The organism is Candidatus Kuenenia sp. (genome assembly GCF_027493735.1).
GTDB lineage: Bacteria > Planctomycetota > Brocadiia > Brocadiales > Brocadiaceae > Kuenenia > Kuenenia stuttgartiensis_A.
Genome location: NZ_JAOSKF010000020.1, coordinates 222,176 through 248,567 on the forward strand (window position 1 = coordinate 222,176; position 26,392 = coordinate 248,567).

General features: G+C 42.7%; 20 protein-coding genes. 17 read left to right on the forward strand and 3 right to left on the reverse strand.

Features of this window, described 5'->3' with window-relative positions; genetic code table 11:
* From zwf to M5U24_RS13785, 4 genes are all read left to right on the forward strand, one after another.
* Positions 1 to 1,527, forward strand: a complete 1,527-nt coding sequence (gene zwf / locus M5U24_RS13770) for a glucose-6-phosphate dehydrogenase (protein WP_298202729.1) — start codon at positions 1 to 3, stop codon at positions 1,525 to 1,527.
* 30 nt (positions 1,528 to 1,557) lie between these two features.
* Positions 1,558 to 2,292, forward strand: a complete 735-nt coding sequence (gene pgl, locus M5U24_RS13775) for a 6-phosphogluconolactonase (RefSeq protein WP_298202730.1) — start codon at positions 1,558 to 1,560, stop codon at positions 2,290 to 2,292.
* 471 nt (positions 2,293 to 2,763) lie between these two features.
* The gene (gene hemB / locus M5U24_RS13780) at positions 2,764 to 3,756 is read left to right on the forward strand and encodes a porphobilinogen synthase (protein WP_099327032.1); all 993 of its coding nucleotides are present in this window, start codon (positions 2,764 to 2,766) and stop codon (positions 3,754 to 3,756) included.
* A 78-nt stretch (positions 3,757 to 3,834) separates the two neighbouring features.
* A complete protein-coding gene (locus tag M5U24_RS13785; RefSeq protein ID WP_099325219.1) occupies positions 3,835 to 4,608 on the forward strand; it encodes a hypothetical protein in 774 nt (257 codons plus the stop codon).
* A 161-nt stretch (positions 4,609 to 4,769) separates the two neighbouring features.
* Here the strand turns inward: M5U24_RS13785 and M5U24_RS13790 are convergent, their stop codons facing one another.
* From M5U24_RS13790 to tatC, 3 genes are all read right to left on the reverse strand, one after another.
* Positions 4,770 to 6,194 carry a hypothetical protein gene (locus M5U24_RS13790; RefSeq protein WP_099325218.1) on the reverse strand — a complete coding sequence of 475 codons (1,425 nt, stop codon included), beginning with the start codon at positions 6,192 to 6,194 and terminating at the stop codon, positions 4,770 to 4,772.
* A gap of 431 nt (positions 6,195 to 6,625) precedes the next feature.
* On the reverse strand, positions 6,626 to 8,638 hold the full coding sequence (locus tag M5U24_RS13795; RefSeq protein ID WP_298202733.1) for an IS4 family transposase: 2,013 nt from the start codon (positions 8,636 to 8,638) through the stop codon (positions 6,626 to 6,628).
* A 634-nt stretch (positions 8,639 to 9,272) separates the two neighbouring features.
* Positions 9,273 to 10,613, reverse strand: a complete 1,341-nt coding sequence (tatC, locus tag M5U24_RS13800; protein WP_099325216.1) for a twin-arginine translocase subunit TatC — start codon at positions 10,611 to 10,613, stop codon at positions 9,273 to 9,275.
* Positions 10,614 to 10,868: 255 nt separating this feature from the next.
* Between tatC and ribE the strand changes: the two genes are divergently transcribed.
* The 13 genes from ribE to coaE all read left to right on the forward strand — a co-directional run bounded on the left by ribE (position 10,869) and on the right by coaE (position 26,384).
* A complete protein-coding gene (ribE, locus tag M5U24_RS13805; protein ID WP_099325215.1) occupies positions 10,869 to 11,333 on the forward strand; it encodes a 6,7-dimethyl-8-ribityllumazine synthase in 465 nt (154 codons plus the stop codon).
* A gap of 338 nt (positions 11,334 to 11,671) precedes the next feature.
* Complete coding sequence (gene nusB, locus M5U24_RS13810) at positions 11,672 to 12,940, forward strand: transcription antitermination factor NusB (RefSeq protein WP_099325214.1); 1,269 nt, start codon at positions 11,672 to 11,674, stop codon at positions 12,938 to 12,940.
* Positions 12,941 to 12,991: 51 nt separating this feature from the next.
* Positions 12,992 to 14,263 (forward strand): signal recognition particle-docking protein FtsY, encoded by a 1,272-nt coding sequence (gene ftsY / locus M5U24_RS13815; protein WP_157820514.1) that lies wholly within the window; start codon positions 12,992 to 12,994, stop codon positions 14,261 to 14,263.
* A complete protein-coding gene (locus M5U24_RS13820; RefSeq protein WP_099325213.1) occupies positions 14,260 to 14,982 on the forward strand; it encodes a succinate dehydrogenase iron-sulfur subunit in 723 nt (240 codons plus the stop codon). Before ftsY ends, M5U24_RS13820 begins: the two co-directional genes overlap by 4 nt.
* Before the next feature lie 96 nt (positions 14,983 to 15,078).
* Positions 15,079 to 15,687, forward strand: a complete 609-nt coding sequence (locus M5U24_RS13825; protein WP_099325212.1) for a TIGR00730 family Rossman fold protein — start codon at positions 15,079 to 15,081, stop codon at positions 15,685 to 15,687.
* 190 nt (positions 15,688 to 15,877) lie between these two features.
* A complete protein-coding gene (gene hydE, locus M5U24_RS13830; RefSeq protein WP_164994332.1) occupies positions 15,878 to 17,161 on the forward strand; it encodes a [FeFe] hydrogenase H-cluster radical SAM maturase HydE in 1,284 nt (427 codons plus the stop codon).
* A gap of 357 nt (positions 17,162 to 17,518) precedes the next feature.
* On the forward strand, positions 17,519 to 17,938 hold the full coding sequence (locus tag M5U24_RS13835; protein WP_099325210.1) for a hypothetical protein: 420 nt from the start codon (positions 17,519 to 17,521) through the stop codon (positions 17,936 to 17,938).
* Between the two features lie 285 nt (positions 17,939 to 18,223).
* The gene (gene hydG / locus M5U24_RS13840) at positions 18,224 to 19,600 is read left to right on the forward strand and encodes a [FeFe] hydrogenase H-cluster radical SAM maturase HydG (RefSeq protein WP_099325209.1); all 1,377 of its coding nucleotides are present in this window, start codon (positions 18,224 to 18,226) and stop codon (positions 19,598 to 19,600) included.
* A gap of 149 nt (positions 19,601 to 19,749) precedes the next feature.
* Positions 19,750 to 20,034, forward strand: a complete 285-nt coding sequence (locus tag M5U24_RS13845) for a GTP-binding protein (protein ID WP_099325208.1) — start codon at positions 19,750 to 19,752, stop codon at positions 20,032 to 20,034.
* A gap of 303 nt (positions 20,035 to 20,337) precedes the next feature.
* Complete coding sequence (locus tag M5U24_RS13850) at positions 20,338 to 20,757, forward strand: CBS domain-containing protein (RefSeq protein WP_099325207.1); 420 nt, start codon at positions 20,338 to 20,340, stop codon at positions 20,755 to 20,757.
* A gap of 1,034 nt (positions 20,758 to 21,791) precedes the next feature.
* On the forward strand, positions 21,792 to 22,310 hold the full coding sequence (locus M5U24_RS13855; RefSeq protein WP_157820513.1) for a lipocalin family protein: 519 nt from the start codon (positions 21,792 to 21,794) through the stop codon (positions 22,308 to 22,310).
* Positions 22,311 to 23,109: 799 nt separating this feature from the next.
* The gene (polA, locus tag M5U24_RS13860) at positions 23,110 to 25,773 is read left to right on the forward strand and encodes a DNA polymerase I (protein WP_298202739.1); all 2,664 of its coding nucleotides are present in this window, start codon (positions 23,110 to 23,112) and stop codon (positions 25,771 to 25,773) included.
* Positions 25,773 to 26,384 carry a dephospho-CoA kinase gene (gene coaE / locus M5U24_RS13865; protein WP_157820512.1) on the forward strand — a complete coding sequence of 204 codons (612 nt, stop codon included), beginning with the start codon at positions 25,773 to 25,775 and terminating at the stop codon, positions 26,382 to 26,384. The genes polA and coaE overlap by 1 nt, the downstream gene beginning before the upstream one ends.
* The last annotated feature ends 8 nt before the right edge of the window (positions 26,385 to 26,392 follow it).

Sequence of the window (26,392 nt, forward strand, 5' to 3'; positions counted from 1 at the left end):
ATGGGAAAAAAACCTATTGCGTCTGTTGACGCCTGTAAATTGAACAAAGATGTTTTAAGAAAAATCCCCAACCCAGCAACAATTGTAATTTTTGGCGCTTCAGGCGATTTAACCGAGCGGAAATTAATCCCTTCCCTCTTTCGGCTGGATTGTGACGGGCTGTTGCCTGAGAAGCTTGCGGTTGTTGGTGTCGCCCGCACTGAAATGGATAGCGAAGGTTTTCGCAAAAAACTAGCGGAAAGCATTGAAATTTACTCCCGCCACAGTAAAGACCGAATTTGCAAGTGGTCTAAATTTGAGAAAAAATTAATTTACCACCGGGCGGATTACGACAATCTGGAAGATTACAAAACCTTAAACAGGCTTTTGGTTGATTTAGGTAAAAAACAGGACATAGGCGCCAATTGCCTTTTTTATCTTTCTACGCCACCAATCCTTTACCCTGTAATAGTGAGCAAGCTGGGCGAGGCTGGAATGGCGCAACAATCGGATGAATATTGGCGCCGTATCATTATTGAAAAACCATTCGGGAGAGATCTTGCTTCCGCCATTGATTTGAACAACCATGTACATCAGGTCTTTGATGAAAGCCAGGTGTATCGCATTGACCATTACCTTGGCAAGGAAACCGTGCAAAATTTATTGGTATTTCGTTTTGGCAACGCAATCTTCGAACCGCTCTGGAGCCGAAACTATATAGACCACGTCCAAATTACCGTATCGGAAGAGGTGGGGCTGGGGAACAGGGCGGGATATTACGATACTGCAGGCATATTGCGCGACATGTTTCAGAATCATCTGCTGCAGTTGCTTACACTCACCGCAATGGAGCCGCCGGCTGGGTTTAACGCCACCTCTCTGCGTGACGAAAAGGTAAAAGTACTTAAAGCGGTTCGCCCCATTAAGCCGGAAGAGGTAGCTAAATATACCGTTCGCGCACAATACCGGACATATCGGGATGAAAAGGGCGTCGCGCGGGGGACGGAAACGGCAACCTTTGCTGTTTTAAAACTGTTTATTGATAATTGGCGTTGGCGAAACGTGCCTTTTTATCTGCGTTCCGGTAAGGCGCTTAACAGCAAGGTCACTGAAATTTCAATTCAATTCCGGCATGTGCCCCATTTAATGTTTCCTTTACCGCCCGAAGAACAATTGCCTCCAAATAAATTAGTGTTATGCCTGCAGCCAAATGAAGGAATGCGTTTGGGCTTTGAAACGAAGTTGCCTGGCGCCGGGATGAAAACCCGCACGGTAAGCATGGACTTCCTGTACGAACAGGATTTTGGTGAAAACATCCTGCCCGATGCATATGAAAGGCTTATTCTCGATGCTTTACAGGGGGATGCCTCCCTTTTTACAAGGAGTGATGAGATTGAATTGGCATGGAAAATAATAGACCCAATCATCCAGGGATGGGAAAGCGAATATGCCCCTCCTTTGGCGTTTTATGAATTGGGGACTTGTGGTCCCAGCAAGGCAGATGAATTTATAAAGGCTGATGACCGCAAGTGGAACCCCTGTATTTAACCCTAAACGATAACTATTTCACAACTGAACATGAATTACCATATCTTACCTGCCACAGATCTTATAAAAATAATGGCCGGGTATATCGTCCAATGTGCAAAAAAAGCGGTCTCTGAACGAAATCGCTTTCTTGTGGCTTTGTCCGGAGGCTCTATGCCTGAATTGCTGTTTCCCGCATTGACCTCAGAATCGGTCTGTTCTGAAATCGACTGGAAGGCCTGGCATGTTTTCTGGACGGATGAACGCTGTGTACCGCCGATTAATCCGGAAAGCAACTATTATTTAGCATGTAAACATCTTTTCAACCATGTTGATATTCCGTCTTCCCGGATTTATACGCCCAATACCTCTGTGGGACCTGCAGAAATGGCAGCCCTGTATCAATTAAAACTGCAGGAAGTTTTTCATATAAAAGGCGAAGAGTTGCCCCGTTTTGACCTTTTATTGCTTGGCATGGGAGAGGACGGGCATACCGCTTCGCTCTTTCCAAACCATCCCCTTCTGAAAGAAAAAAAACGCTGGGTAGCCCCTGTATTTGACGCCCCCAAACCGCCTCCGGAACGAATTACCCTTACCTTGCCAGTAATTAATAACGCCCATTGCATTATTTTTCTGATAACAGGGAAAAACAAGGCCGCTGCAGTAAAAAAGATTATTCTGGAAGAATCGGCGCCAGCGCCCTTGCCGGCACAAATGGTAAAACCCGTGCATGGCGAATTACACTGGTTCTTAGATGAAAATGCGGCTTCTGAACTTGGCAGATAGCATTTCTATTCAGAATTTCAGTAAATCCCGGGTCACAGGGGTTGCTTTTGTAAGAAATTCGCCGTTCTCCCGCGCACCCCGTTTTTTGTAACCGTTCATGGGGTCATGGCAAAACAATCCTGACAGGGTCAACACTACCGTACGTTCAGAACCCCTTTCTTGCGTTCTTTGCAACGGAAGACATGGCTCATGTTTTAATTCTGGCTCGCGTGCTCTTGCCTCATCAAAGAATTCCTATCACGTTTGGCGACAGTTCCGGGCGCCGCGCAAATATCCAGGTCAGACTGATTTTAGAAATTTAGCGGTAATTTGGCGTGATAAAATTTTAAATTATGGATTTTGAATTAATCTAAAATCTAAAATTCCTGTAAACTAACATGCGGTGAATGAGTAACTTTTTAATTTTTTTTTATGATGGTATTTACTATAATATTTTTATACTTTTACAAAAAATTTATAAGGAACGAAAAAATGAGCTTCCCGAAACAAAGATTGCGAAGATTACGTCAGAATGAAAATATAAGAAGGCTGGTGCGGGAAACGCATCTCTCTGTGGATGATTTAATTATGCCGCTTTTTGTAAGGCCGGGCAAGGGCATTAAACAACCGATACCCTCTATGCCCGGTAACTACCAGATGTCTGTCGATATTCTTACGGAAGAGGTAAAGGAATTGGAAGCAATAGGGATTCCCGGCATAATCCTCTTTGGCATCCCTGAAGTGAAAGACGAACTGGGCTCTGACGCATATTCTGATGCCGGCATCATACAGAAAGCAATTACGGCAATAAAAAAAGAGGCAAGAGATATACTGGTACTTACGGATGTTTGCATGTGCGAGTACACTAGCCATGGACACTGTGGATTCCTCAAGGCGGATGAACATACAGGACACTTTGAGATCGACAATGATAAGACACTGGAACTCCTGGCAAAAGAGGCGGTTTCACACGCAAATGCGGGGGCGGATATCATAGCGCCTAGCGATATGATGGATGGCCGCATCGGCACGATAAGAGAAGCGCTTGACCGGGAAGGGTTCCGCCAGATACCGATTATGGCATACTCCGCAAAATATGCTTCAGGATTTTACGGCCCTTTCCGGGAGGCGGCAGAATCTACTCCGGAAATGGGAGACCGCTCATCGTATCAGATGGACTCGCACAATGCGGTGGAAGCGTTGCGGGAGGTTTCTTTGGACATTGAGGAAGGAGCGGACATCGTTATGGTAAAACCAGCGCTGGCCTATTTGGATATTATCCGCAATCTGAAAGAAAACTTTAATTATCCTATCGCAGCATATAATGTCAGCGGAGAATTTTCCATTGTTAAGGCTGCGGCAGAAAAAGGATGGATTGACGAAAAACGTGTTGCGCTTGAAATACTCACCGCAATCAAACGGGCGGGTGCGGACATTATTCTTACCTACTGGGCAAAAGATGCCGCACGATGGCTAAAGGAATAATTTTTAAACACTTTCGTTAAAGTAGAAATTAAAGGGCTGTGTGCATTCTCCAAAATTGTATATGAGGAGGTGAATAGTATGAAGTATTTCATCGGTTCAATGATTGCTTCCCTAGTGATAGCGACTTCTTTTTGCGCAGGGGTATTTGCTGATATTTCGTATGCGGATTTGTTTTTAGAGGGAAAAGGGTATAAACCTGTACATGATACGTGGCAGATAAATACATTTCCCTTGAATGGTGAAAACAAAGATTGCATCCTGCCGGAAAGTTTGCTTTACCGGGAATGGTGCGCGAATACATTTGTTAATGGAGAACAAATATACGAAGCGTACAAAGAAATAGCATTTGCTTTGGAATATCACGCCGACCCCCCAAAAACAGATTATTGGCAAACACCCATAGAAACCGCACAACGGAAACAAGGCGATTGCGAGGACTCTGTATTTCTCTTCTTTTCACAATTGGAAAAATTAGAGATTGACGGGGAAATCGTATGGGGATGGGTAATAGATAAGAATAATCTGACCGCCTTTGCGCATGTATGGTATCAATTGTTTGATAAATATGGGGAGGCCTATATCGTAGAAGGTTTTTCCAGAGAATGGAATGGTATCATCCCCGCTGAACTTATTAGTAAAAATGAGGAGCGCATTCCTACTTTAAGGCTGGAGCACGCGGCGGTAAACAAGGTAGCGGAAGAAGACGCCGAAGATTTTTTACGGCCTATAGAACAATTCCAATATTCATGGAACCTGTATGCCATGAATAATATGGCTGCCATAAAGGATATTTTTTACAAATTGCAGGATATGTTTGGCAGATACAATGGGCAAAAGGCTGTTGGCTGGTAGTTTCACAGTATAGGGGTGAAGCATTTGCTATAAATTGTCATAAATGAGTTCGTGCCCGAACTGACAAATGCTTCTCCCCCTACTTTTTCAAAAAATGGAAATCTTCAAATTTTTTACCGGGACAATTCCACAACTACCAACTACCACAATTTGCCAAAAAGTTATTGAGTCCCCAATAATCCTGCCGCGTTAATTTTCTGGACATAGATATCCCAATAACTCTTATCCGTATTACGTTCGTCTTGCCACACAATAATTGCGCCGCCATTTCCGTCACCCACAATAGCTGAATAACATTGTGTATCCTCTGCAGCGCTCACCAGCGTACCGTTATTGTTCCAAAGGGAATTGCCGCCGGAATCAATTCTTTGTGCATAGATATCAAATGATGAAGATCGATTATCGTTCCAGGATAAAATAGCGCCGCCTGCGCCATCCCCGGCGATTGCTACATAATTCTGAATGCCGGCTTCAATACATACAGGCAATCCGTCGTCCTTCCACAAGGAATTTCCTTCAAGGTCAACGCGTTGAGCGTAAATATCATATTTTCCGCTGCGTAAATCCCACCATGCAATAATCGCGCCCCCTGCTCCATCCGTTGCAATCACCGGATAATCCTGTTTTTCCTGTGCGATTGAAATGGGAATGCCGTCCGTCTCCCATATGATGTCGCCATTTCCATCCAATTGTTGTGCAAAAATATCGGTATTGTCATTTCGCATATCCATCCAGGCAATGATTGCGCCTTCCGCGCCGTTGCCAGTGATAACGGGATAGCTCTCGTGTCCCCGCGCACCGCATACGGTAACGCCTGCTTTGTCCCACAAAATACTGCCGCTGCTATCGATTCGCTGGGCATAGAGATCGGCGAATGTTTTTCTGAAATCCTGCCACACGATAACAGCGCCACCGTGGCCATCTTCTACGGCAACGGGCGCGCTTTGGGACCCATATACCAGACAAACAGGAACGCCATTCTCTTTCCACAATACCTCTCCATTGTGATTGATTCTCTGTGCATACAAATCATCATAATTTGTCCTGGTATCCTGCCATATGATAATAGCGCCGCCTGCTCCGTCCGTAACGATGCACGGGCTGTCTTGCTCATTAATTTCATCACATACCGTTATCCCATCCACTTTCCACAGGGGACTTCCGCTTGCATCAATCCTTTGCGCATAAATATCACTGTCACTAATCCCGCGGCGCAAATCGTGCCATGTAATAATAACGCCGCCTGCTCCGTCGCTGATAATTTTCGGCTGCCTCTGGTTTTCTTCTGCCAGGCACACAGGCACGCCATTTTTCTGCCACAGCACATTTCCCTTTGCATCAATTCGCTGTGCAAAAATATCAAAGTGAACATTACGGGTATCTTCCCATACTATAATAGCGCCGCCTACGCCGTCACCTATCGCCTGGATTGCGCTTTGTTGTCCCTTGGCAGTACAAATTGCCGTATTCTCAAGAGGACTGGTCGACCATGCCGCTACGGCAAGGTTTTGAAAAAACAGTATGGAAGAAAATAGTACAGCAATATATGCTGCCTGGCATTTGTGCAGTTTTACTGATTTATACATTTTAATCCCTTTCAACGAACTTCAATGTTTACCTATACGAAAACGGCATAAAAATTGTTTTGTAACTTCTCAATAAGCTGTGGTTTTTATAATAATTTCTACAGACTGCCGTCTGTAATTTGCCGACTGCCAACTGTACAGCATTTCCCATTAATAAGGAAGCAAGGGGGTTGTTTACCTCAACTTATTGGTAACTATTCAGCGTAATCTATTAAACTACCGAAGCACAACTCGTTCTCAAACCTTGTACTGAACATAGTGAAGTGTCTGTTTGGGAACGTAATGGCACGGGAAACTACATTCGCGGGTTCCGGTTTGTAACCCAATGTCATTAAGTTAAGCAACCTGCCAGAAAAGTCCCCCTTAATAAAGCTAATCTTTACCCACAAATTTCAAGAGCACCGTAGTTGTACGGCCAATTGAGCTGAAGGCTAAGTGGTGTAAAGTTCGTAAGCAACTTCAATATCAGCCAAACGTGACATGCCTCGCCAAAGTACTTCACTTCCGGGATGGCCATCACCACGGCGACCCAGATGACCGCCAAGTTTACCTAAAAGCCGCACGGCATCATTGAGGCTTGGAGGTAAATCAGGAGGCTCCTTGACCTTGTTCGCAAAAGTTGTCAATGCTTTCCATTCAGAATCGCTGAAGTAGACAGTACAAGGGACATCAGGTGTTTCTTGTCCTAAAGTAGTCAGGTAATGGATACGCCAAGCTATAATCATATCAATGGCCAAAGCGTTGCATAGACGACGAGCACTCTCCAACTGCCGGGCCTCGACACGACAACCGCTCTTGATAATACGATGATAACACTCAATACCCCATCGGCGAGCATACCATTCCAAACGTTCGTAAGCATCTTTTTCTTGCTTAACCGCAACTGTGGTTAACAGCATCCATTCTAACCCATCAATTCCGATAGGCGGATTGACTTCCTGCGCCAGCACCGCCCACACCCTGACCGCAGGCATATTCTTTTTTAGCATAGGTGGGCGTAGCGTAACAGGCATCGCCGGTTGCTGTTCCAGTTTAGTCCACAAAAACTCGCATGATTCTTTATCATCAACAACCTTTCTATTGCGCGAACGTTCTGCACGGATCAGCAACTGAGCGCCATCAGGCGTATTATACTGCTCAGCGAATACCTCGTGAATATCGGCCTCACGATCTGCCACAACCACCAGCAAAGATTTGTTTCGACAGCGTTTCTGTACTTGCGATACTGCATGGTAACTCTCCACCCATTTCCAGCTTTCCTTCTCTTCGATAGGCTTCTTGTGTCGTTTATGTTTGCTGCCTATTCCGTCCCGCGCCCAGCATTGCACATTCAGAAGTCCCAAGGGTGTGCCACTTTCAGTAAACGCCATCGTATCATGCACCATCAGTCCACGAACTTTTTTACTCTTAGTACCTATCGGCCCTAACCCCTGCGTATTCGGATGTGTGCTATAATTCAGAGTCGTAGTATCTTGCGCTACCAAAACCAAACTATTCTCCTTCACACGCTCTTCCGTGGCCTCATAATGAGCTTGCAATATCGCCTTCCAATCTACATTCTCATTGTCAAGGAATCGGTATGCAGCCTTAGTCGCACTGACTGAGCCGCACGCCTGCGGAATGTTTGCCAAAGGTTTGTCATAAAACATACCTGTCATTTCTAAAAGTCTTGAGGTCAATCGTGCATCGCCCAATTTTGTTCCTCCAAGTTCCGCTTCTATCCAATCCCGAGGCTCTTTTTGTGCCACTCTTTGGCGAACATGTACTTTGCCATCGGCACAACAACACAACACCGCCTGCCATTTCTTTTGCAACGGCATAACATAAACGTCTTTGACCGTTGCACCTGTTCCTTTTCGTCCTCGACCTTCCGTGCCTCCTACATACTTCCAGTTAGCTGCCCGATAACAGCTTCCGGAAAACCGTCCTCGTTCCACATAGGTTTCTAAAAGTACAGGACGATATTTATACACTCTTTCCCAATCATCTACCAAACGTGTTTGGCATTTTGCCAATACATGCGATGCCAAACATTTTACTCTTACCGTAGGCGCTATTAAATACCGACTGTTATTGATAACAAACGTATGATTCCGCTTACGTGCTTCCTCCGTCCATCCTATCCACTCGTCGCGACTTTCCACCCGTCTGGCACAGGCACTATAACTTAGCCCTCCTATCCATCCGTAATATTCACTGCGTACAAGATACCGAAGTTGCGCCCCGCATAGGGGCCCACTTCCAAGATAATGATGCGCTTCTAACATGCTACGCCAAAGTTTCGAATGGATTCTCGTTGTAACCCGTATAATCTCTACGTCACCCAACTCCGCTAGCTCGCATGACACTTCCGCAATCGGAGGCGCCTCCGCAGGTTTATTGACTTTTTGAAATGCATAATGCCTGTTCACCTTTGGAAGATTGATCTCTTTACGACGATCCAACTTCCAACAACGCCTTGCGACAACTCATCTCTTGCAAACGGCCCGCTTGATTCCGCCAGTCCATCCATTCGCATACCAGACGCGACAGTTTACGACGCGATAGGCACGGTTCCTTTTGGATAGTTTCTGATAAACGCTTTATTACATCATCTGAAAATATTCGACCTCCTACTCTATGCATGTACACAGTGTAACATACGGTTAACACGGTGTCCAGCAAAAAATATGGGTCATCCCCAGTTAATAAAGGGGGAAAAGGGGGTTGTTTTTAATAAAATAATTCTTAACACCTTAGTTATTTGAAAAATTCAAGGGGATATAAAAAACAATGTAGCCCCTTTAGGGGCGGTCTGTTTGTAGCACAATAAAATTCAACAGGTAAATAGCTCCGTAGGAGCGGCCTGTATATGATTGACAGGAAGACAGGCCGCTCCTGACGGAGCTAATATCTGTTATGGTATTCTATCTACTACAAACAGGTTGCTCCTACGGAGCTTATCGGTAATACGTTTTTTTTTAAACCAAAGTGTTACAATAATTCTTAACTTAATGACATTGGTTTGTAACCTGAACCCGCAGGGAGTCGTGTAATGTTTACGCTGAATAGTTATACTTATTGAGGAGTTCCGCTGTTTTATTCTTTGCCCTGTACATCCGTTATGATGCCTTCAGACCAATCAATTATGGAATGAATATCCACGGGTTCTCCCCCGGCAGCCATTTTGCGCTGTCTGCCCTCAAGCAATTTTTTTGTTTCACCTTCCAGCATTAATGTGGCTTCTCCCTTTACCGCAGTAACAATAGTGGCGTACTCCGTTATCCGGACATTAAAAATTCCGTTATCTGCCACAATCTTTCCATTTAGGGTAAGAATCTCCAGATTTTTTTTCAAGTTTGCAAGGGAGAGAAATATTTGCCCTTTTTGGAGGTTAATTTTCCATGGATCAATAAAGTACATTTCGGTATTCGAATCCATGTTTACGCCAATCCCATTTTTAGTCGAAAATGAAGACTTCTCTCCGTCGCCGGTTTTGAGAACAACGCCGCTATGGAAGCGGTCAACAGAGGATACCTTTTTCCACTTATGATCTTCGGCCTTTTGTAATTGCATATTCCCATAGACGCGGGAAAGGTCTATCATTCCTCGTGTATGTGTAAAATAAAAATATGCTGCCGCGAGGGCGACAATACCAAGCCCAACAACCATACCAAGTAAAATAAACCCCTTTTTTGTTGGTTTTGCCACGAGTATCCCTAATTCATACAACAGGATCATTGGGGCGGCTGTCATTGTCTGGGTAAAAGGGTCTGGCGGTGTTACTATGGCAGCAATAATGAAAATAACAAGTATTGAATATTTTCTCCACTTAATAAAGTTATCTGCAGATACGAATCCTATCTTTGACAAAAGCAGCATTACAAGAGGTAGTTGAAATACCAGCCCAAGCGCGACCGTCAGCAGGAAAACAAACGACACATATTGTTGCATCGTAATGATGGGTTGAATGCCGGGGCCAAGGATGCTTATTAAAAATTGCAAGCCAAAGGGGATTAATAAATAATATCCGAAAAGCCCGCCCATAACGAAAGCAATGTATGAAACCGGGAAGAAAACGAGAATGTACCTTTTTTCCTTCGCATACAGCCCCGCGCTGACAAATCTCCATGCCTGATAAATGATAAGGGGATACATTAAAAAAATGGCGCTGATGAAGCACAGCTTCATGTATGCGTAAAAACCTTCCTGATAACTCAGCACTTGCAATTCGGTGGAAAGTCCCAGCTTATGCATAGCAATGCCATGAGGCCGCTTTACTATATCCAAAATGTGCAGCTTAAAGACCCAGCATAATATAAAACAGAAAATAATTGCGATGATAGAATAAAAGACTCTACGCCGCAACTCTTCCAAATGTGAGCCTAAAGGCATCCTGGCGTCTTCGATTTTCCCGTACTCTTCCTCTTTTATATCCACACAAAACCTTATTATTTCTCTGCGATGCTACTCGTTTTCTAATAAAATAAAGAGTTTCATAATACATCGATATTTCAGAAATTACAAGGAACAATTAACACCTCAATAAGTGCAATAGGTTGCTTTATTAAAAAGGAAAAGCCTTGAAAGATTTTTTTGTATATGTTAACATCCTACCTTTAAAATAGCGATTTTTGGTCTTTACTTTTATCTCAACCTTATTCATATTTTTAGTGAATTCCGAAGGAATCATTTATGGGCGTTGAATATCAGGGGAAATTAATCGGTACGGGCAGGACCTTTGGGATTATCGTGAGCCGATATAACGGTTTCATCACAAAACGTTTACTGGAAGGCGCGATTGATGGTCTTGTAAGGCATGGGGTAAAAGAAGAGGATATTGGCGTTTTTTGGGTACCCGGCGCTTACGAGATTCCCATTACCGCTCAAAAGGTTATACAAAGAGGAAAGTATGATGCCGTTATTTGCCTTGGAGCGATTATTCGCGGCGAAACGCCCCACTTTGATTTTGTAGCCAGCGAATCAGCGAAAGGCATTACGCAGATTGGTTTGTCCTCCGGAATACCGGTCATCTATGGAGTTATTACAACAGAAACGTTAGAGCAAGCAATTGACCGTGCTGGTGCGAAAACAGGAAATAAAGGCACAGAGGCCGCTTTATCGGCAATAGAAATGGTGAATCTCTTTGATCAAATATAAACCGGTAGCAAACATTATACGTTATCCCTTTTTCAACACTTCTCCCACCAGACGCCTCGATGTAAAAAAAGTACTGCATACTCAAGGAGTTCACAAAAGGATATTTCCCAAATGCTATAACCAGTTATTAAAACAAAAGTTATGAGTAAACATAGAAATCCCTGTTTGTAAGCCCTTACAGTATATTTTCATGCTGCCGCATGACGATTATTGATAATAATCCCGCATGTTCCCATTTGTGCAACTATTTATTTTCCCTTTATTCATCAAACTCAGAGACACATCATTATTCTTCATTAATTATGTTAATTTTTTTTATTTTGGTCTGAAAGTATTATATGCGCAACAGAACAATTGCCCGCGAGCTTGCCATTAAAGCGTTGTATCAGCTCGATTTACTCGGAGACAAAGCGGAAACGGAAATAGATGAATTCTGCCGGCAGAATGCGGAAAAACCTGATATATATAAGTTTGCCCTGTTGCTTGTCACGGGCTGCAGATCTCATGTAAAAGAGATCGATGAAAGAATTTCACTTTCCGCGGAAAACTGGGATTTGCACCGGATGGCCGTCATTGACAAGAACATCCTGAGACTTGGCGTGTATGAGTTGCTCTATAGAGATGACATCCCACCAAAGGTTTCTATTAATGAAGCAATAGAACTTGCCAAAAAATTCGGCGATAAAGATTCCGGGATGTTTGTTAATGGTATTTTAGATAAAGTATACAATTGGCTGAAAAACGGAAAACAGAAAGACACGATACAAGAGGAAAAAGCCCCTGATTTTGGCATTTCCGACTTACATATACACACAAATTTCTCCGATGGCACTGCAACGCCGGAAGAGGTTGTTGATGAAGCCATACGACTGGGTTTATCCGCAATTGCCATCACCGATCATGATACTATTCAGGGATTTTTGAGGGCAGACAAATACAATAAAGGGGGGAATTTGCAAATTATTCCCGCCATAGAAATTTCTGCATTTCTGGACCCTTCAGAAATACATATTTTAGGTTATTTTATTGATATTCATAATGATGCATTAATTGGATTAATGAAAAAGGCACGTGAGGACAGAATTGAACGTATTTACAAAATGATAGAAAAACTGCACGGGCTTCAGGTAGAGATCAATCCGGTTGAAGTGTTTGATCTTGCAGGGGAAGGTTCACCTGGACGTATGCATTTAGCAGAAGTAATCTGGCGCAACGGATATACCAGCACATTAGTGGATGCCTTTTATAAATACATTGGTGATAAAGCGCCCGCATATGTTCCCAAAAAAACCTTAACTCCACAAGAGGCAATAGAGCTGATAAGAGAAGCGAAAGGGGCTCCGGTGCTTGCCCATCCGGGACTTACACAACGGGATAATTTAATTGAGGACCTTGTAAGGTATGGTTTGCAGGGAATAGAAGTGTACTACCCTGCATATACTAAAGCTACCGTGGAGAAATACCTCAAACTCGCAAAAAAATATGACCTTGTGGCAACCGGCGGTTCCGACTTTCACGGAAAAAGAAAGGTTGACACTCCGATAGCAAAGATCTCTATACCGGGGAACCTTGTGAAACTGTTGAAACAGCGATGCCGCAATAATTGATTTTTTTTTAACATTTGAAAATACAAAAATACAAAAACAGGACAGGAATATATGGGAAAAACACAAAAGACTGAAGTAAAAAACGGCATTCAAAAGACCAAAAAGAGCCTTTGGTACCGCATCATAAACTACACCGTTGAACCGAGAAAAAAGGTTGTTATTGAAGAAGAAGGCACGATACGGCTGGTACCTTTTGATCAGGTGCCTGTGCTTGCGGAAAAAGCGGTGGTGGAAAAGCACGTTCCTGCTGAAACAGCCGTAGTGGAAAAAGCGCCTCCGGTGAAACCGGTTTTCGCCCCGCCTGAAATGTCTGTCCTGGAGAAAGCACCACCGGAAGAGCTTGTTGTTCCGGAAGAGATACCGGTTGTTGAGGAAATAAAAGAAAAACCCGTTATCAAAAAAGAACCTGTTGCTGTGCCGGGCAAGTTAAAAAAAGGGCTCGAAAAGACACGGGGCCGGTTTTGGCTGCGTTTAAAAGATTTTTTATCATTCAGACAAGGCATTGATGAATCAGCTCTTGAAGAATTGGAAGATATTCTCATTGGAGCGGATATAGGGGTGCGTCCGGTACAAAAACTTATCGAAGAAATACGCGAGGCATGGAAAGAGAAAGCAATTACCGAAACATCACAAATAAATGATTTTATCAAAGACCGCCTGAAGGACGGTTTGCATTCGTGGCAGACGGATATTCAATACGCAGATAAACGGCCTACCGTCATTATGGTAGTTGGCGTTAACGGGGTGGGCAAAACTACCTCCATCGCGAAGCTCGCGAGTTTTTTGATGAAGGAAGGCAAAAAGGTAATGCTTGCCGCAGGCGATACTTTCCGGGCAGCGGCAGTAGACCAACTGGATATCTGGTGCAAACGCATCGGGGCAGATATTGTAAAGCATCAAACGGGTTCTGACCCCGCCGCTGTCGCATACGACGCCATGGAAGCAAGCATCGCCCGTGGTGTTGATGTTTTAATCGTAGACACCGCAGGACGTCTCCATACCCACGATAATCTTATGAAAGAACTTATAAAAATAAAGAGGGTTATTAAAAAAAAAATACCCGATGCGCCGCATGAGGTATTACTGGTGCTCGACGCAACTACCGGACAAAATGCTATTTCACAGGCCAGGATGTTCAGGGAGGCCGTGGACGTCACCGGAATATTTCTGGCAAAACTGGACGGTACGGCAAAAGGCGGCATAGTGCTTGGCATGTGCAATGAAACAGAAATCCCTGTTAAATTTATCGGGCTTGGAGAACAGGCGGACGATATTGAAAGATTCAACCCGGACTTGTTTGTAGAAACCTTATTAGAACAATGACAAACGATACCATTTCCTTTAATATCTTCCGGTTTAATCCGGCCAGCGATAAGGAAGCATATTTCCAAAAATATGAAATACCGTTTACGAGAAAAGATCTCACTGTGCTGGAAGGGCTTGTTTACATTCAGCAGCATAGGGATGATTCTCTCGCCTTTCGGTCGTCCTGCCGTGCCGCCGTTTGTGGTTCATGCGCCATGCATATCAACGGGAAATACCGGCTTGCCTGTAATACTCTTATTTCCAAACTGAATACGAAGACGGTTACCATTCGCCCCCTCGCCCACATGGCAATACAAAAAGACCTCTTTGTCGATATGAAACCCTTTTGGGAAAAGTACGAGCAGATAAAACCATACCTCATGCCCGGAAGGCCATTGCCCTCTGAGGGGGAACAAATACAGAGTACGGATGAAAGATCAAAACTGAATGGGTTAATAGACTGCATATTGTGCGCATGCTGCCACTCTTCCTGTCCAATAACAGCGATGCACGAAGATTATCTGGGGCCAATGTCTTTTCTCAATATTGACAGATTTGTTTCCGACAGCCGGGACGGAGCACGGCAGGAACGGCTGGCTATTGTAAACAGTGAAAACGGCGTATGGCGCTGTCATTCTGTGTTCAATTGCCAGGAAGTATGCCCGAAAGACTTGAATCCTACTGGTTCTATCACAAGCTTGAAAAAAGAAATTGTAAAAGACAAGATAAGAAGTTGAACAACTTATAGCAAATGCTTCGCCCTTACACTTGTTGGAAATTTTCAAAATACTAAATTGTTATAAAAACTCTTTTTTGCAATGAACAGAAATTCAATGGACATGGAAAACAATATTCCCGTAAAACGTATTTGCGTATTTTGCGGGTCAAACAGCGGACAACGTCCCGCATATAAGGATGCGGCAAAAAAACTGGGAAAGGCACTAACCGCCCGCGGCATTGGGCTTGTATACGGAGGAGGCAGTGTCGGGCTCATGGGAGTTATTGCGGAAACCGTTATGCGCGAAAAGGGAGAGGTTATCGGGGTAATACCGAAGGCGCTTTTTTCCAGAGAAATTGTTCGCCGCGAAGTAACGGAATTTCACGAAGTTGCCAGCATGCACGAGAGAAAGACGCTGATGGTACAGTTATCCGACGCCTTTATCGCTATGCCGGGCGGATGTGGCACGATGGACGAATTTTTTGAGATTGTCACATGGTCGCAGTTGGAATTGCACGCAAAACCGATCGGCATACTTAACGTAGAAGGATATTTCGATCTGTTGCTGCAATTTATAGACCATATTATCAGAGAACGCTTCGCAAGACCGGAACATGGCCAGCTAATTCTGAGGTCGGACAACCCTGATGAACTTTTACAGATGCTTATTCAAAAAAAAACCCTTCCGCCGTCTGGTAAATTGATAGATTGGAAAGAGAGTTAAAAAAAAGAACTCTTGTAACATTTTAGTTTTTTGAAAAATTCCAATAATAGCGATGTTTTCCGCATAGTGTAAAGTGTAGGGGCGAAGCATTTGCTATAAATTATCATGAATGCGTTCATACCCAAACGGGCAAATGCTTCGCCCCTACTTTTTCAAAAATCTAACCTGTTGCAAACAAAGAGGTTTTGTTATGTGCCTTACCATTCCTGCAAAAGTACTATTCGTTGAAGATTCACCCGATAATTTGCCTGCAAGAAGAATTACTATTCGTGATTCAAAAGGCGAAAGATCGATAATCGCATTGCTTACTGACGTCCATGCCGGTGACTGGATTCTTTACGCCTCTGATACGGCGGTGGAAAAAATAAGCGAAGACGATGCGAGGGAAATACTGGATCTCCTTGAGCCTAAAAGTTATGTAGATATTTCGAAGCTCGATGCCGCATTTCTGGAGATACTCAAGGCTTGCCACACCAGAGAGCTTAAACGCGAAGAGATAATAAGGCTTCTCAGCACCAGCGAGGATGCGGAGATGACCGCCATGTTTTCAGAGGCAAATACCATAAGACAGGCAAGGCTAAGGGATTTTTTCTGCATACACGGCATAGTAGAGTTTTCAAACTATTGCGTCAGGAACTGCCTATACTGCGGACTCAGAAGGGACTCAAAAAATGTCCGGCGTTACAGAATGACGCCGGATGAAATAGTAAATTCCGTGTATGACGCCGTAAACCACCGCGGATATAAACTTATAGTTCTCCAGTCGGGCGACGACTTATCCTATACCAACGAGATACTGTCCGGGATCATCAGAAAAATAAAGGAGAAGTGTAAGGTTTTTATATTTATGAGCGTTGGGGAACGAACGTCAGAAGGTTACAGAAAAATGAAAGATGCCGGGGCAAACGGCGTTCTGTTTCGTTTTGAAACTTCAAACAAGGCGCTCTATCATTCCCTTCACCCCGGCCAGTCATTCGATGATAGGATTGCGCTACTCATGGAAATGAAGAAGATGGGATATTTTATTGCCACAGGGTTTCTCATCGGGCTGCCCGGACAGACGGTTGAGGATATAGCGGATGATATAATAACTATTAAATCCATTGGCGCAAACATGGTGACCGCAGGCCCGTTTATACCCACAGACACCACTCCTATGGCTGTGCATCCGGCGGGTAGTGCGGCAATGACGCTTAAGGTAACGGCCGTTTCAAGATTGCTGATGCCAAAGGCAAAGATACCGGTCACTACCGCCCTTGAAACCATTGAAAATGAAGAAGGAAGACGGCTCGGACTCTCTTCAGGCGCAAATTCGCTTATGTTTAATCTGACGCCTGAGAAGTACAGGGGCGACTACAGGATATACCCAAATAAGTATCACGGGAAAGAAGAGATTTGGGAAAAATACGGACTTTATAAAGAAACACTTAGCTACAAGATGCTTGAGAAAAAGATGGCGGAGGCGTTTAAATAACCATATCGGCAACCACGGCGCTACATATACAGATTGAAGATTATTGAAAGATTGACAAATGAATGATCTGGATACAAAGAAGAGTAAGCCTGTCGACTATTTACACGGCTTTAAAAACATGACTAAAAAACAACTTGAAGACAATCTCTGGGGGCAGGGGCAGCCAACATTCTGAGAGGAATGATTGCTGCGGCTGATTTTAAGCAATAAATTTTTCCATTACTGTTTTTCAAACGCATCTCTGATGTTTGGGATGAAGAATTTAGAAATGCTATGGAAGAACAGGAATTAAAAATTATCAAACGTCCGTGAAAGTTTTGTTTGACAAACTGAATTCAATTGGAATAGAAACAGGAAATGATTGAACCTGATAAATCAAATTGGAATGAAATAGCCATAGGTTTCATTGCAGATGAAATCAATGAAGAAGTTTTGTCACCTGCAAAATCTGGTTGTGAAAGATTTATAAGACCAGAGGATTTAGATGCAGGACAACTGTTTATTAAAAATTTCAGAAGCCCTGAAGATATAGGTTCGGGAAAATTATGTTATGAAGGAGACATAATTTTTGCGCGAAGAAACGTTTCAATTTTTCAATTCAAAAGAAGATCTTCTGTTCTAACTTTTGATGCGGTTTGTTCAGATGAGTTAACTGTAATTCGGGAAAACGAAAAAATACTCACTAAAGGTTTTCTCAATTTAATTCTTAACACAACAAAACTTTGGAATACGCTATTTCTAAATCAGTCGGTTCTGTCTCAAATGGAAAGAGGATGAAAAGGCGAACTGAAAAGATTATTGCCGATTAGCTGTGTCATCTAAAAAGCTAAACAGGCAAAATGACAGAGCTGATTTGTTACAGATGATTGGCAAACGCCCTCAAGGCTTATGGAATCGAACCAATGGTATGGAGTAAAAGAGAGGGATATATAGAAAAACTTGTTGCTTAAGGAATAAATACCAATAATTTAGATGGAAAATAAAAGTTAAAACCAGTAGGAATTAATTGATAAATGAAGAAAGAGCCTTAAAGAACTGGTTATTGTTTTGAGATTATGAATCATGCAAAAAACATTTATAGACGAAGATAGATTTCAATCCTTGCTCACGAATACCCCCTCACCGTCGACGGCTATGCTGGCGGATGTTTTAAAAAAGGGCAGGGAGCTGAAAGGGCTTACCCCTGAAGAAGCGGCGATGTTGATAAACGTCATCGATCTGGAGTTAACCGAGGAGATATTTGACGCCGCCCGTTACATAAAAAATGCCGTATACGGCAGCAGACTAGTGTTCTTCGCCCCCCTCTATATCAGCAATTACTGTGTAAATGATTGCCTATACTGCGGCTTTCGTGCAGGTAACCCTGCAATGAGAAAAAAACTTACCATGGATGAGGTAAGAGAACAGACGGGCTGCCTCATAGAAATGGGACATAAGAGAGTCCTTCTTGAGGCAGGAGAGGATATCGGAAATAATCCGGTCGATTATATCCTTGATGCAATAGATGCCATCTATTCTGTGAGGAATGAAAAGGGTGAAATAAGAAGGGTCAATGTAAACATCGCCGCAACAACGGCTGAAAACTACAGAAGGCTAAAGGACAAAGGCATTGGAACATACCAGCTATTCCAGGAGAGTTATCACAGGCCTACCTACGAAAAAATCCACCATGGTCCTAAAAGTGATTACCGGAGACAGTTGTATGCCCTGGACAAAGCCTTTGAGGGCGGGATAGATGACGTAGGGATGGGCGTACTCTTCGGACTCTATGACTGGCGGTATGAGGTGCTGGGGCTGATATCCCATGCCGCTTACCTTTTTGATACGTTCGGAACCGGCCCGCACACCATATCCATACCAAGGCTCAGGCCCGCCCATTCGGTTAATTTGAGACCCCCTTCACCTGTAAGTGACAGCGATTTTCTGAGGCTCATAGCAATCCTTCGGATCGCCGTTCCTTATACAGGCATGATAATAACCACAAGGGAAAGTCCTGAGATCAGAGAGGCGGCATTCCGCATCGGGATTACGCAGGCCAGCGCCGCCTCAAGCACTACGCCAGGCGGATTGGGGAAGGGAAGGCCAAAAGGGGCTGGACAGTTTGAGCTGTCGGACAAGAGGAGTCTGGAAGAAATAACCGTGAGCGCCATGAAGGAGGGCTTCATGCCCAGTTTTTGCACCGCCTGTTACCGCAGGAGCAGGACAGGCACGGTGTTTATGGAACTTGCAAGGCCGGGAGATATCCAGGAATTCTGCGGGCCTAATAGCATACTTACACTTATGGAATATATGGAAGATAACGCGTCTCCGGAAAGCAGACATTTAGGGCTGGAGATAATAAATAAGACACTGGAAGCAATAGAGAACGCTTCTATAAAAAAGCAGACAGAGGATAAGCTTGCAAGGATAAGAAACGGGGAGAGAGATCTGTTTTTTTGACCGGGATCAAAACATCTGATGAGTTCGCCCGGTTCCGGAAAAGACCTCTATTGTTGAAAAAATCGCAGAACTTCTCAAAGACAGGGTGAATATAGCCGTTATAGAGGGCGATATTCAAACCGACCTGGATACTCAAAGGATAGCAAAACATGGTGTGCCCTGCTGAATATGACCTTGGCGAGGATATCAAGGTGGTGGTAATGAGTGTGACGGAGGGTGACGATAAACCGCTTAAATATCCCGCCCTCTTCAGAGTAGCCCGGCACCTTCTGATAAACAAGGTGGACCTTCTTGCGTATACTAATTTCGATATGGAAAAGGCAAAGCGAAACGCATTGGCAATTAATCCGGAATTAAATATAATCGTAACGTCCTGTATCGATGGAACAGGTGTCGGGATATGGATAGAAAGTATTTTGACTTCAATTGTCTAAAAAAGAAACACTTTCCGTCTCCCTTTGGGAGCCAAAGTCTCAATGATACTGGTCTCAAATCATTTACACGAAATGATTTGTTTGCCTTACCCGGATTTTTTATATAAGATAAACACATTGTAATTGCCTTCTTACAATGGTTAATTGATAGTAGTAAACTTATGACGATTTTTTAATATACGTGTTCTGTTGTAATCTTTGTTTAGTTCCGGCCTGTGCTGGTTAGTTATCAGAAAAAAGCATTTTTTCACCTACAAACCATTTTTCTCTTACTTAATTTGTGAATCTTTATAAATAATTACGATGAAAAATCTTGACCCAATTTCTCATGTCATAACGGCAAATGTACACACCGTATCCATAGATCAAAAACTGAGTACTGTACGTAAAATGATGGCAGAAAACCAAATTCATCATGTCCCTGTGGTAAATGATCGAAAACTTGTGGGTCTTATCAGCGCTACCGATATGTTAAAACTCAACATCGCATCCGCAAAAACGAATACTAAATTACTTGATGAATTAATTGACCAACAATATACCATAGAGCAGGTTATGCAGAAAAACTTAGTTACTATTAATATCAGGGACTCGATGAGAAAAGCTGCACATATTCTGAGTAATGGGCTATTTCACTCACTCCCCGTCATCGATGACGACCGCAACCTTATCGGAATAATTACCAGCACAGATTTGATCAGATACCTGGCGAAATCATATTAACCTTTCTGTGTAAGAGATTATAACGAACAACGAAGCATGAAGGAGTAACCACAGATTAATTGGCGCAGCCTTTGGCTGCAAACAAATTCAAAATGACAAAAAACGTAACATTTTAGCTTTTTGAAAAATTCACGGTATAGAAAAAATACCATGTAGCCCCGTTAGGGGCGGTCTGTTTGTAGCACAATAAAATTCAATAGAGTAAATAGCTCCGTAGGAGCGGCCTGTCCGTATTCAGGTAGACCTGTTTAATATGGATTTACAAGAGACAGGTCGCTCCTAATTGCAGAGACAGGTTTCAAACCTGCCTCTGCGATCTGTTATAATATTCTATTTTGCTACAAACAGGCTGCTCCTACGGAGCTTATAGGTAATACATTTTTCAAAAAACTAAAGTGTTACCAAAAAACCCAATGCTAGAAATTTTACGTAACACTCATTTAATCAATGCCTTACGGTTGTACATTTTGAAAAACTAGCAGAAAAACAAGGATTTGATGGATAGTAGTACAGATTAAAAATGCACATGGCGGGTTCAGGTTTGCAAACCAATGTCATTAAGTTAAGGTTATTTGATTGAAAACAACCCCCTTTATTCCCCTTTTCTAAGGGGGACTTTTGCGGCTGGTTGCTTAAATGACATTGGTTTGCAACCTGAACCCCCACGTTTTATATTGTTCCTGCCTGCCCGGTAGGGTGACTTGGCTATTAAATACATAGAGCGCTATTCGCCAAATAAATTAGGATTCCTTTGGCAGCGACTTTATTCTGTTGTTGATGTTAATGTAGAGACGCATGCGATGCGTCTCTACAAAAATATTGAACTTCTTACGCTGGACAAGCCAGAACCAAACAAGCATGAAGCACGAAACAAATTCCAAAGCGCCCCAATTCCCCTCCGGAGGGAGAGAATGTCCTTTGCTGGCGAGGGTAGGGTGGGCAGAATTGAAATTTTGAATTTATTTCGAATTTAGAAATAAGGTAATATGTTTTTTATAAATCTTAACAAGTACTATTCAGGGAAAGGGGCTAATATGAAAAAGTATAGGGGAATTGTTGTGTTATTTGTTTTTACCCTGTTATTTGGATTCGGATGTGAAGAAAAAAACAAATCATCTTCTTCTGAATCAGCAGGGTTGTCAGGGACATGGTTGTTGGAAAAAGAAATTGTCGAAGGGTATGACATCGATGATGGAGAACGGGAAGACTGGAAAGAAACCAATGTGATTGATGAAGAAATTTTCCAGTTTAATGGTAATACCGCAAAATGGTACACCCATGAGAAAAAGTGCTACGAAGTGGACGATACCATTACTTATAAAATCTCCGGTAGTAGACTTATCGGTTCTTTTTGGGAGGGAACAGATGCGGAAGACGGCAATACTACCACATGGTCAACATCAATAGAATTTAAAAATAACTATCTTGTAATGACACGGACAGAAGATATAAAAGAACCTGGCTATGAATCTCACGAAAAAATTACACAGTATTTTAAAAAATACACTGGCACATTGCCACCTTCCGGATGGCCGAGACAACAATGCAAATGATTTTTTCCAAAAATGCTGTCCAATTTTCAAACATACAATATAAAGGTATGTAACACTTTGGTTTTAAAAAAAAACGTACTACCGATAAGCTCCGTAGGAGCGACCTGTCTCTTGTAAATCCATATTAAACAGGTCTGCCTGAATACGGACAGGCCGCTCCTACGGAGCTATTTACTCTATTGAATTTTATTGTGCTACAAACAGACCGCCCCTAACGGGGCTACATGGTATTTTTTCTATACCGTGAATTTTTCAAAAAGCTAAAATGTTACAATATTTACTTGTTTACGCCCCGCATGGATGAACATATCTATTTTTAAAATAAACCTTGCAGAGAAAATGAAAAAAACCGCTATAGGTAAATCAATGGCCGTTTTTTTAAAAATTAACGTGTATAGCAAAAATCCAAGAAACCTTGGTAAATGCGGTGTTGATTTTGCATATTTGACTTGACAAAACATTTATACATGGTAACATTTTTTGTAATTACGTTTCAGAAAGTATTCCATCCAATTTTTGCATAGCGGTAAATCAAATCCTTTTTTCCAGTCTGTGCATTTTCCGTTTTTTTCCATACGAAAACTGTTTTTTAATACCACAGTTGTTTTATTGAACAAGCTATTCCTTTTCCACTTTTTAGAGACCTGATTGTAAATAACATACAACATATCCTCTTTATTTACCTTACCAGCGCAATCACCCTGTCTGTCATATAGTTGTAAAATGCCAATAGCATTCTTTATGTAACATGACACACACGGTTTTGCATAGTAGAACCAAATTACAATACTAACCCAAAATGCCGGAACGGTTTTTTATCATCGATGGCCATTCTCATTGTTATCAGGCGTTTTATGCTATTACGGCAAAGCTGACAACGCCTGACGGCACACCGGCAAACGCAGTATATGGTTTTACAAGGATGTTGCTGAAATTGCTGCGGGAACAACGTCCTGACTATTTGGCGCTGGTATTTGACACAAAATATACTACAAACCGACATCAAAAATATAGTGACTACAAAGCAACCCGCAAGGAAACACCGGAAGATTTGCAAGTTCAGATCCCTTTAATTTATAAAGTTGTCAGAGCGTTTGGCATTCCGGTTTACGCGGCAAAGGGGTATGAAGCGGACGATGTGATTGGGTCGTTAGTGACCGTACTGGAAAAAAAAGAAATAGAAGTGGTAATTGTCACCTCGGACAAGGATTTGGAGCAATTAATCGGGCCGAAGGTAAAAATACTGCACGCAAAAAAAGGGGAGATTATTGATTCGGACGTGCTATTTACGCAAAAGGGCATTATGCCGAATCAGGTGGTTGATGTGCTGGCACTTGCGGGAGATGTTTCTGATAATATTCCCGGTGTTCCTGGTATTGGTAATAAAACCGCCCTCGATCTTATCAAAAAATGGGGGTCGCTGGAATCCGTACTTGCCAATGTTGGTCATATTTCCGGGAAAAAAAGACAGGAAAACCTGCGGACATTTGCCGACCAGGCCAGGTTCTCCAGGGAACTGCTGGATCTTTATAACGATATCCCCCTCACGGTGGATATGGAATCCTGCAGACTGTCCACCGGAGAGAATATAAAACTCAGGAAATTATTTCGATCTTTTGGATTCAATACCCTTCTCTCCGATATGGTAGCTACTGCAAATACAGAGGCGACACATTATTATCTCATAAATACTATTGAACAATTTCACGGGTTTCTTGAGCAGATAAGCAAAAAAGACGCCTTTGCAATAGATTTGGAAACAACCGGTACCGATCCCCTTAAAGCACACATTGTCGGACTTTCTTTTTCATGGGAACAGAAGGAAGCATATTATGTGCCTTTGATGGCGCCTGAAAACACAAGGCATTTAACGGCGGATATTGTTCTTCCTGAAATAAGAAAAGTCCTGGAAGACGAAAGTAAAAAGAAAATAGGACAAAATATCAAATATGATTTGCTTGTGCTGAAAAAACACAACATCGGGTTAAAAGGCATTTATTTTGATTCAATGATTGCTTCTTATCTGCTCAATCCGGCGAAAAGAAACCACAATCTTGATGACATTGCCTTTGAATACTTATCTTACAAAACAATAATGATCGCTGAATTAATCGGTTCCGGCAAACAGCAGATAACGATGGATAAAGTGCCGGTAGATAAGGTATGCCAATATGCCTGCCAGGACGCCGACATAACATTTCGCCTGGCGGAAACAATGTCGCCGTTATTAAAGAAAGAAGGATTATGGCAGCTTTTTCAGGAAATAGAGATTCCTCTGATTTATGTGTTGGCGGAAATGGAGGGGAATGGCATCTGTATTAATGCAGACTTTCTTCGGCAGATGTCCGGTGATTTAGCGGCACAATTGCAGTGTCTGGAAAAAGAAATCTATCGTGTTGCAGAGCAGGAGTTTAATATCAGTTCTCACAAACAATTGGGGGCAATCCTTTTTGATAAATTCCAATTACCAAAATTAAGGCGCACAAAAACAGGCGTATCAACAGATGCAAACGTGCTGGCTTCCCTTGCATGGCGTCATCCATTGCCAAAACTGGCGCTGGAATACCGGCAGCTTGCGAAGCTTAAAAGCACGTATGCAGACGCCTTGCCGAATCTCTTAAATCAGGATACAGGGAAAATCCATACGACCTTTAATCAAACAGTGACGTCAACTGGCCGCCTCAGCAGCAGTAATCCAAATCTTCAGAATATTCCGGTCAAAACAGATATTGGCAAACAAATTCGCAGGGCGTTTATTCCATCCGGAAAAAACGCAGTGTTCTTGTCGGCGGATTATTCGCAAATCGAGTTAAGGATACTTGCACATTTTTCTGAAGATACGGCGCTGATGGAGGCGTTCAGGGAAGATTTGGATATTCACGCTGCGGTGGCGTCCTCCATTTATCATGTTCCTCTGGAAAACGTAACGACAGAAATGCGGCGCAATGCGAAAGCGATAAACTTTGGCATTATTTACGGACTTAATGAATATGGGCTTTCACGGGATACCGGTCTTTCATTAAATGATGCAAAAGATTTTATCGATGCATATTTTACTTTGTATCAGGGGGTGCGGGAATTCAGGGATAAGGTAGTCGAAGAGGCGAAAGAAATGGGATATGTAAAAACACTTTTTAATAGAAAACGTGCCATTCCCGATATTAATGCAAAGAATAAACGGTTCAGAAACCTCGCGGAGCGTATTGCCATAAACACGATAATTCAAGGCTCCGCCGCTGATTTGATAAAGGTTGCAATGAACAATATTTATTCAAAATTGAAATGCGGGGATTATGAAGCACGCATGCTGCTGCAAATACATGATGAACTGCTTTTTGAAGTAGGGGTACAGGCGCTGGAGCAGACTCGTATAATGGTGCAGGAAGAAATGGGGCATGCCGTAACGCTCAGGGTTCCCGTTAAGGTGAATATCAAGACGGGGAAAAACTGGATGGAAACATAGTGCGCAACAGACCAAAAATTATTGGCATAACAGGAGGCATCGCCAGCGGAAAAAGTGCCATTGCCCGGATGCTGGCTTCGCTGGGAGCGGCACACATCGATGCCGATGAGATGTGCCATACACTGCTTTTAAGAGATGAGATTAAAAAAAATATAATAGAAACATATGGCAATACGGTGAAAAATGGCTATGGCGGAATAGACCGCAGACAACTGGCAGAGATCGTATTCAGGGATAAGGCCGGTTTGGATACTTTATGCTCGATATTGCATCCCATTATTATAAAACAAATCTATGCAAAAATTGACGACATAATACATCGCGGCAAAAAGCATGCTATCGTTATCGATGCTGCTTTATTAGAAGAATCGGGGCTTTCAATGGTATGTGATTATGTGGTATTTGTAAATACCGGCAAAGACCAACGGATAAAGCGAAGTCAAATCAGCAGGCACTGGAGCAAAGGAGAATTGGAAAAAAGAGAATCTTTCCAGATGGATCTGCAAGAGAAGAAAAACAAGGCGGATTATATTATTGATAATAATTTCTCGGTCGATAATACATTTCTGCAAGTCAAAAAATTCTGGCAACTTTATATAGAGGATAAATAGTTATGAAA

Bases quoted from the DNA above. Each gene is read 5' to 3' on its own strand.
- M5U24_RS13820 (WP_099325213.1), top strand. From the start codon at position 14,260: ATGACAAACGATACCATTTCCTTTAATATCTTCCGGTTTAATCCGGCC.
- hemB (WP_099327032.1), top strand. From the start codon at position 2,764: ATGAGCTTCCCGAAACAAAGATTGCGAAGATTACGTCAGAATGAAAAT.
- ribE (WP_099325215.1), top strand. From the start codon at position 10,869: ATGGGCGTTGAATATCAGGGGAAATTAATCGGTACGGGCAGGACCTTT.
- ftsY (WP_157820514.1), top strand. From the start codon at position 12,992: ATGGGAAAAACACAAAAGACTGAAGTAAAAAACGGCATTCAAAAGACC.
- zwf (WP_298202729.1), top strand. From the start codon at position 1: ATGGGAAAAAAACCTATTGCGTCTGTTGACGCCTGTAAATTGAACAAA.
- nusB (WP_099325214.1), top strand. From the start codon at position 11,672: ATGCGCAACAGAACAATTGCCCGCGAGCTTGCCATTAAAGCGTTGTAT.
- M5U24_RS13785 (WP_099325219.1), top strand. From the start codon at position 3,835: ATGAAGTATTTCATCGGTTCAATGATTGCTTCCCTAGTGATAGCGACT.
- M5U24_RS13790 (WP_099325218.1), bottom strand. From the start codon at position 6,194: ATGTATAAATCAGTAAAACTGCACAAATGCCAGGCAGCATATATTGCT.
- M5U24_RS13825 (WP_099325212.1), top strand. From the start codon at position 15,079: ATGGACATGGAAAACAATATTCCCGTAAAACGTATTTGCGTATTTTGC.
- pgl (WP_298202730.1), top strand. From the start codon at position 1,558: ATGAATTACCATATCTTACCTGCCACAGATCTTATAAAAATAATGGCC.
- polA (WP_298202739.1), top strand. From the start codon at position 23,110: ATGCCGGAACGGTTTTTTATCATCGATGGCCATTCTCATTGTTATCAG.
- hydG (WP_099325209.1), top strand. From the start codon at position 18,224: ATGCAAAAAACATTTATAGACGAAGATAGATTTCAATCCTTGCTCACG.
- M5U24_RS13835 (WP_099325210.1), top strand. From the start codon at position 17,519: ATGATTGAACCTGATAAATCAAATTGGAATGAAATAGCCATAGGTTTC.
- M5U24_RS13850 (WP_099325207.1), top strand. From the start codon at position 20,338: ATGAAAAATCTTGACCCAATTTCTCATGTCATAACGGCAAATGTACAC.
- M5U24_RS13845 (WP_099325208.1), top strand. From the start codon at position 19,750: ATGGTGTGCCCTGCTGAATATGACCTTGGCGAGGATATCAAGGTGGTG.
- hydE (WP_164994332.1), top strand. From the start codon at position 15,878: ATGTGCCTTACCATTCCTGCAAAAGTACTATTCGTTGAAGATTCACCC.
- M5U24_RS13855 (WP_157820513.1), top strand. From the start codon at position 21,792: ATGAAAAAGTATAGGGGAATTGTTGTGTTATTTGTTTTTACCCTGTTA.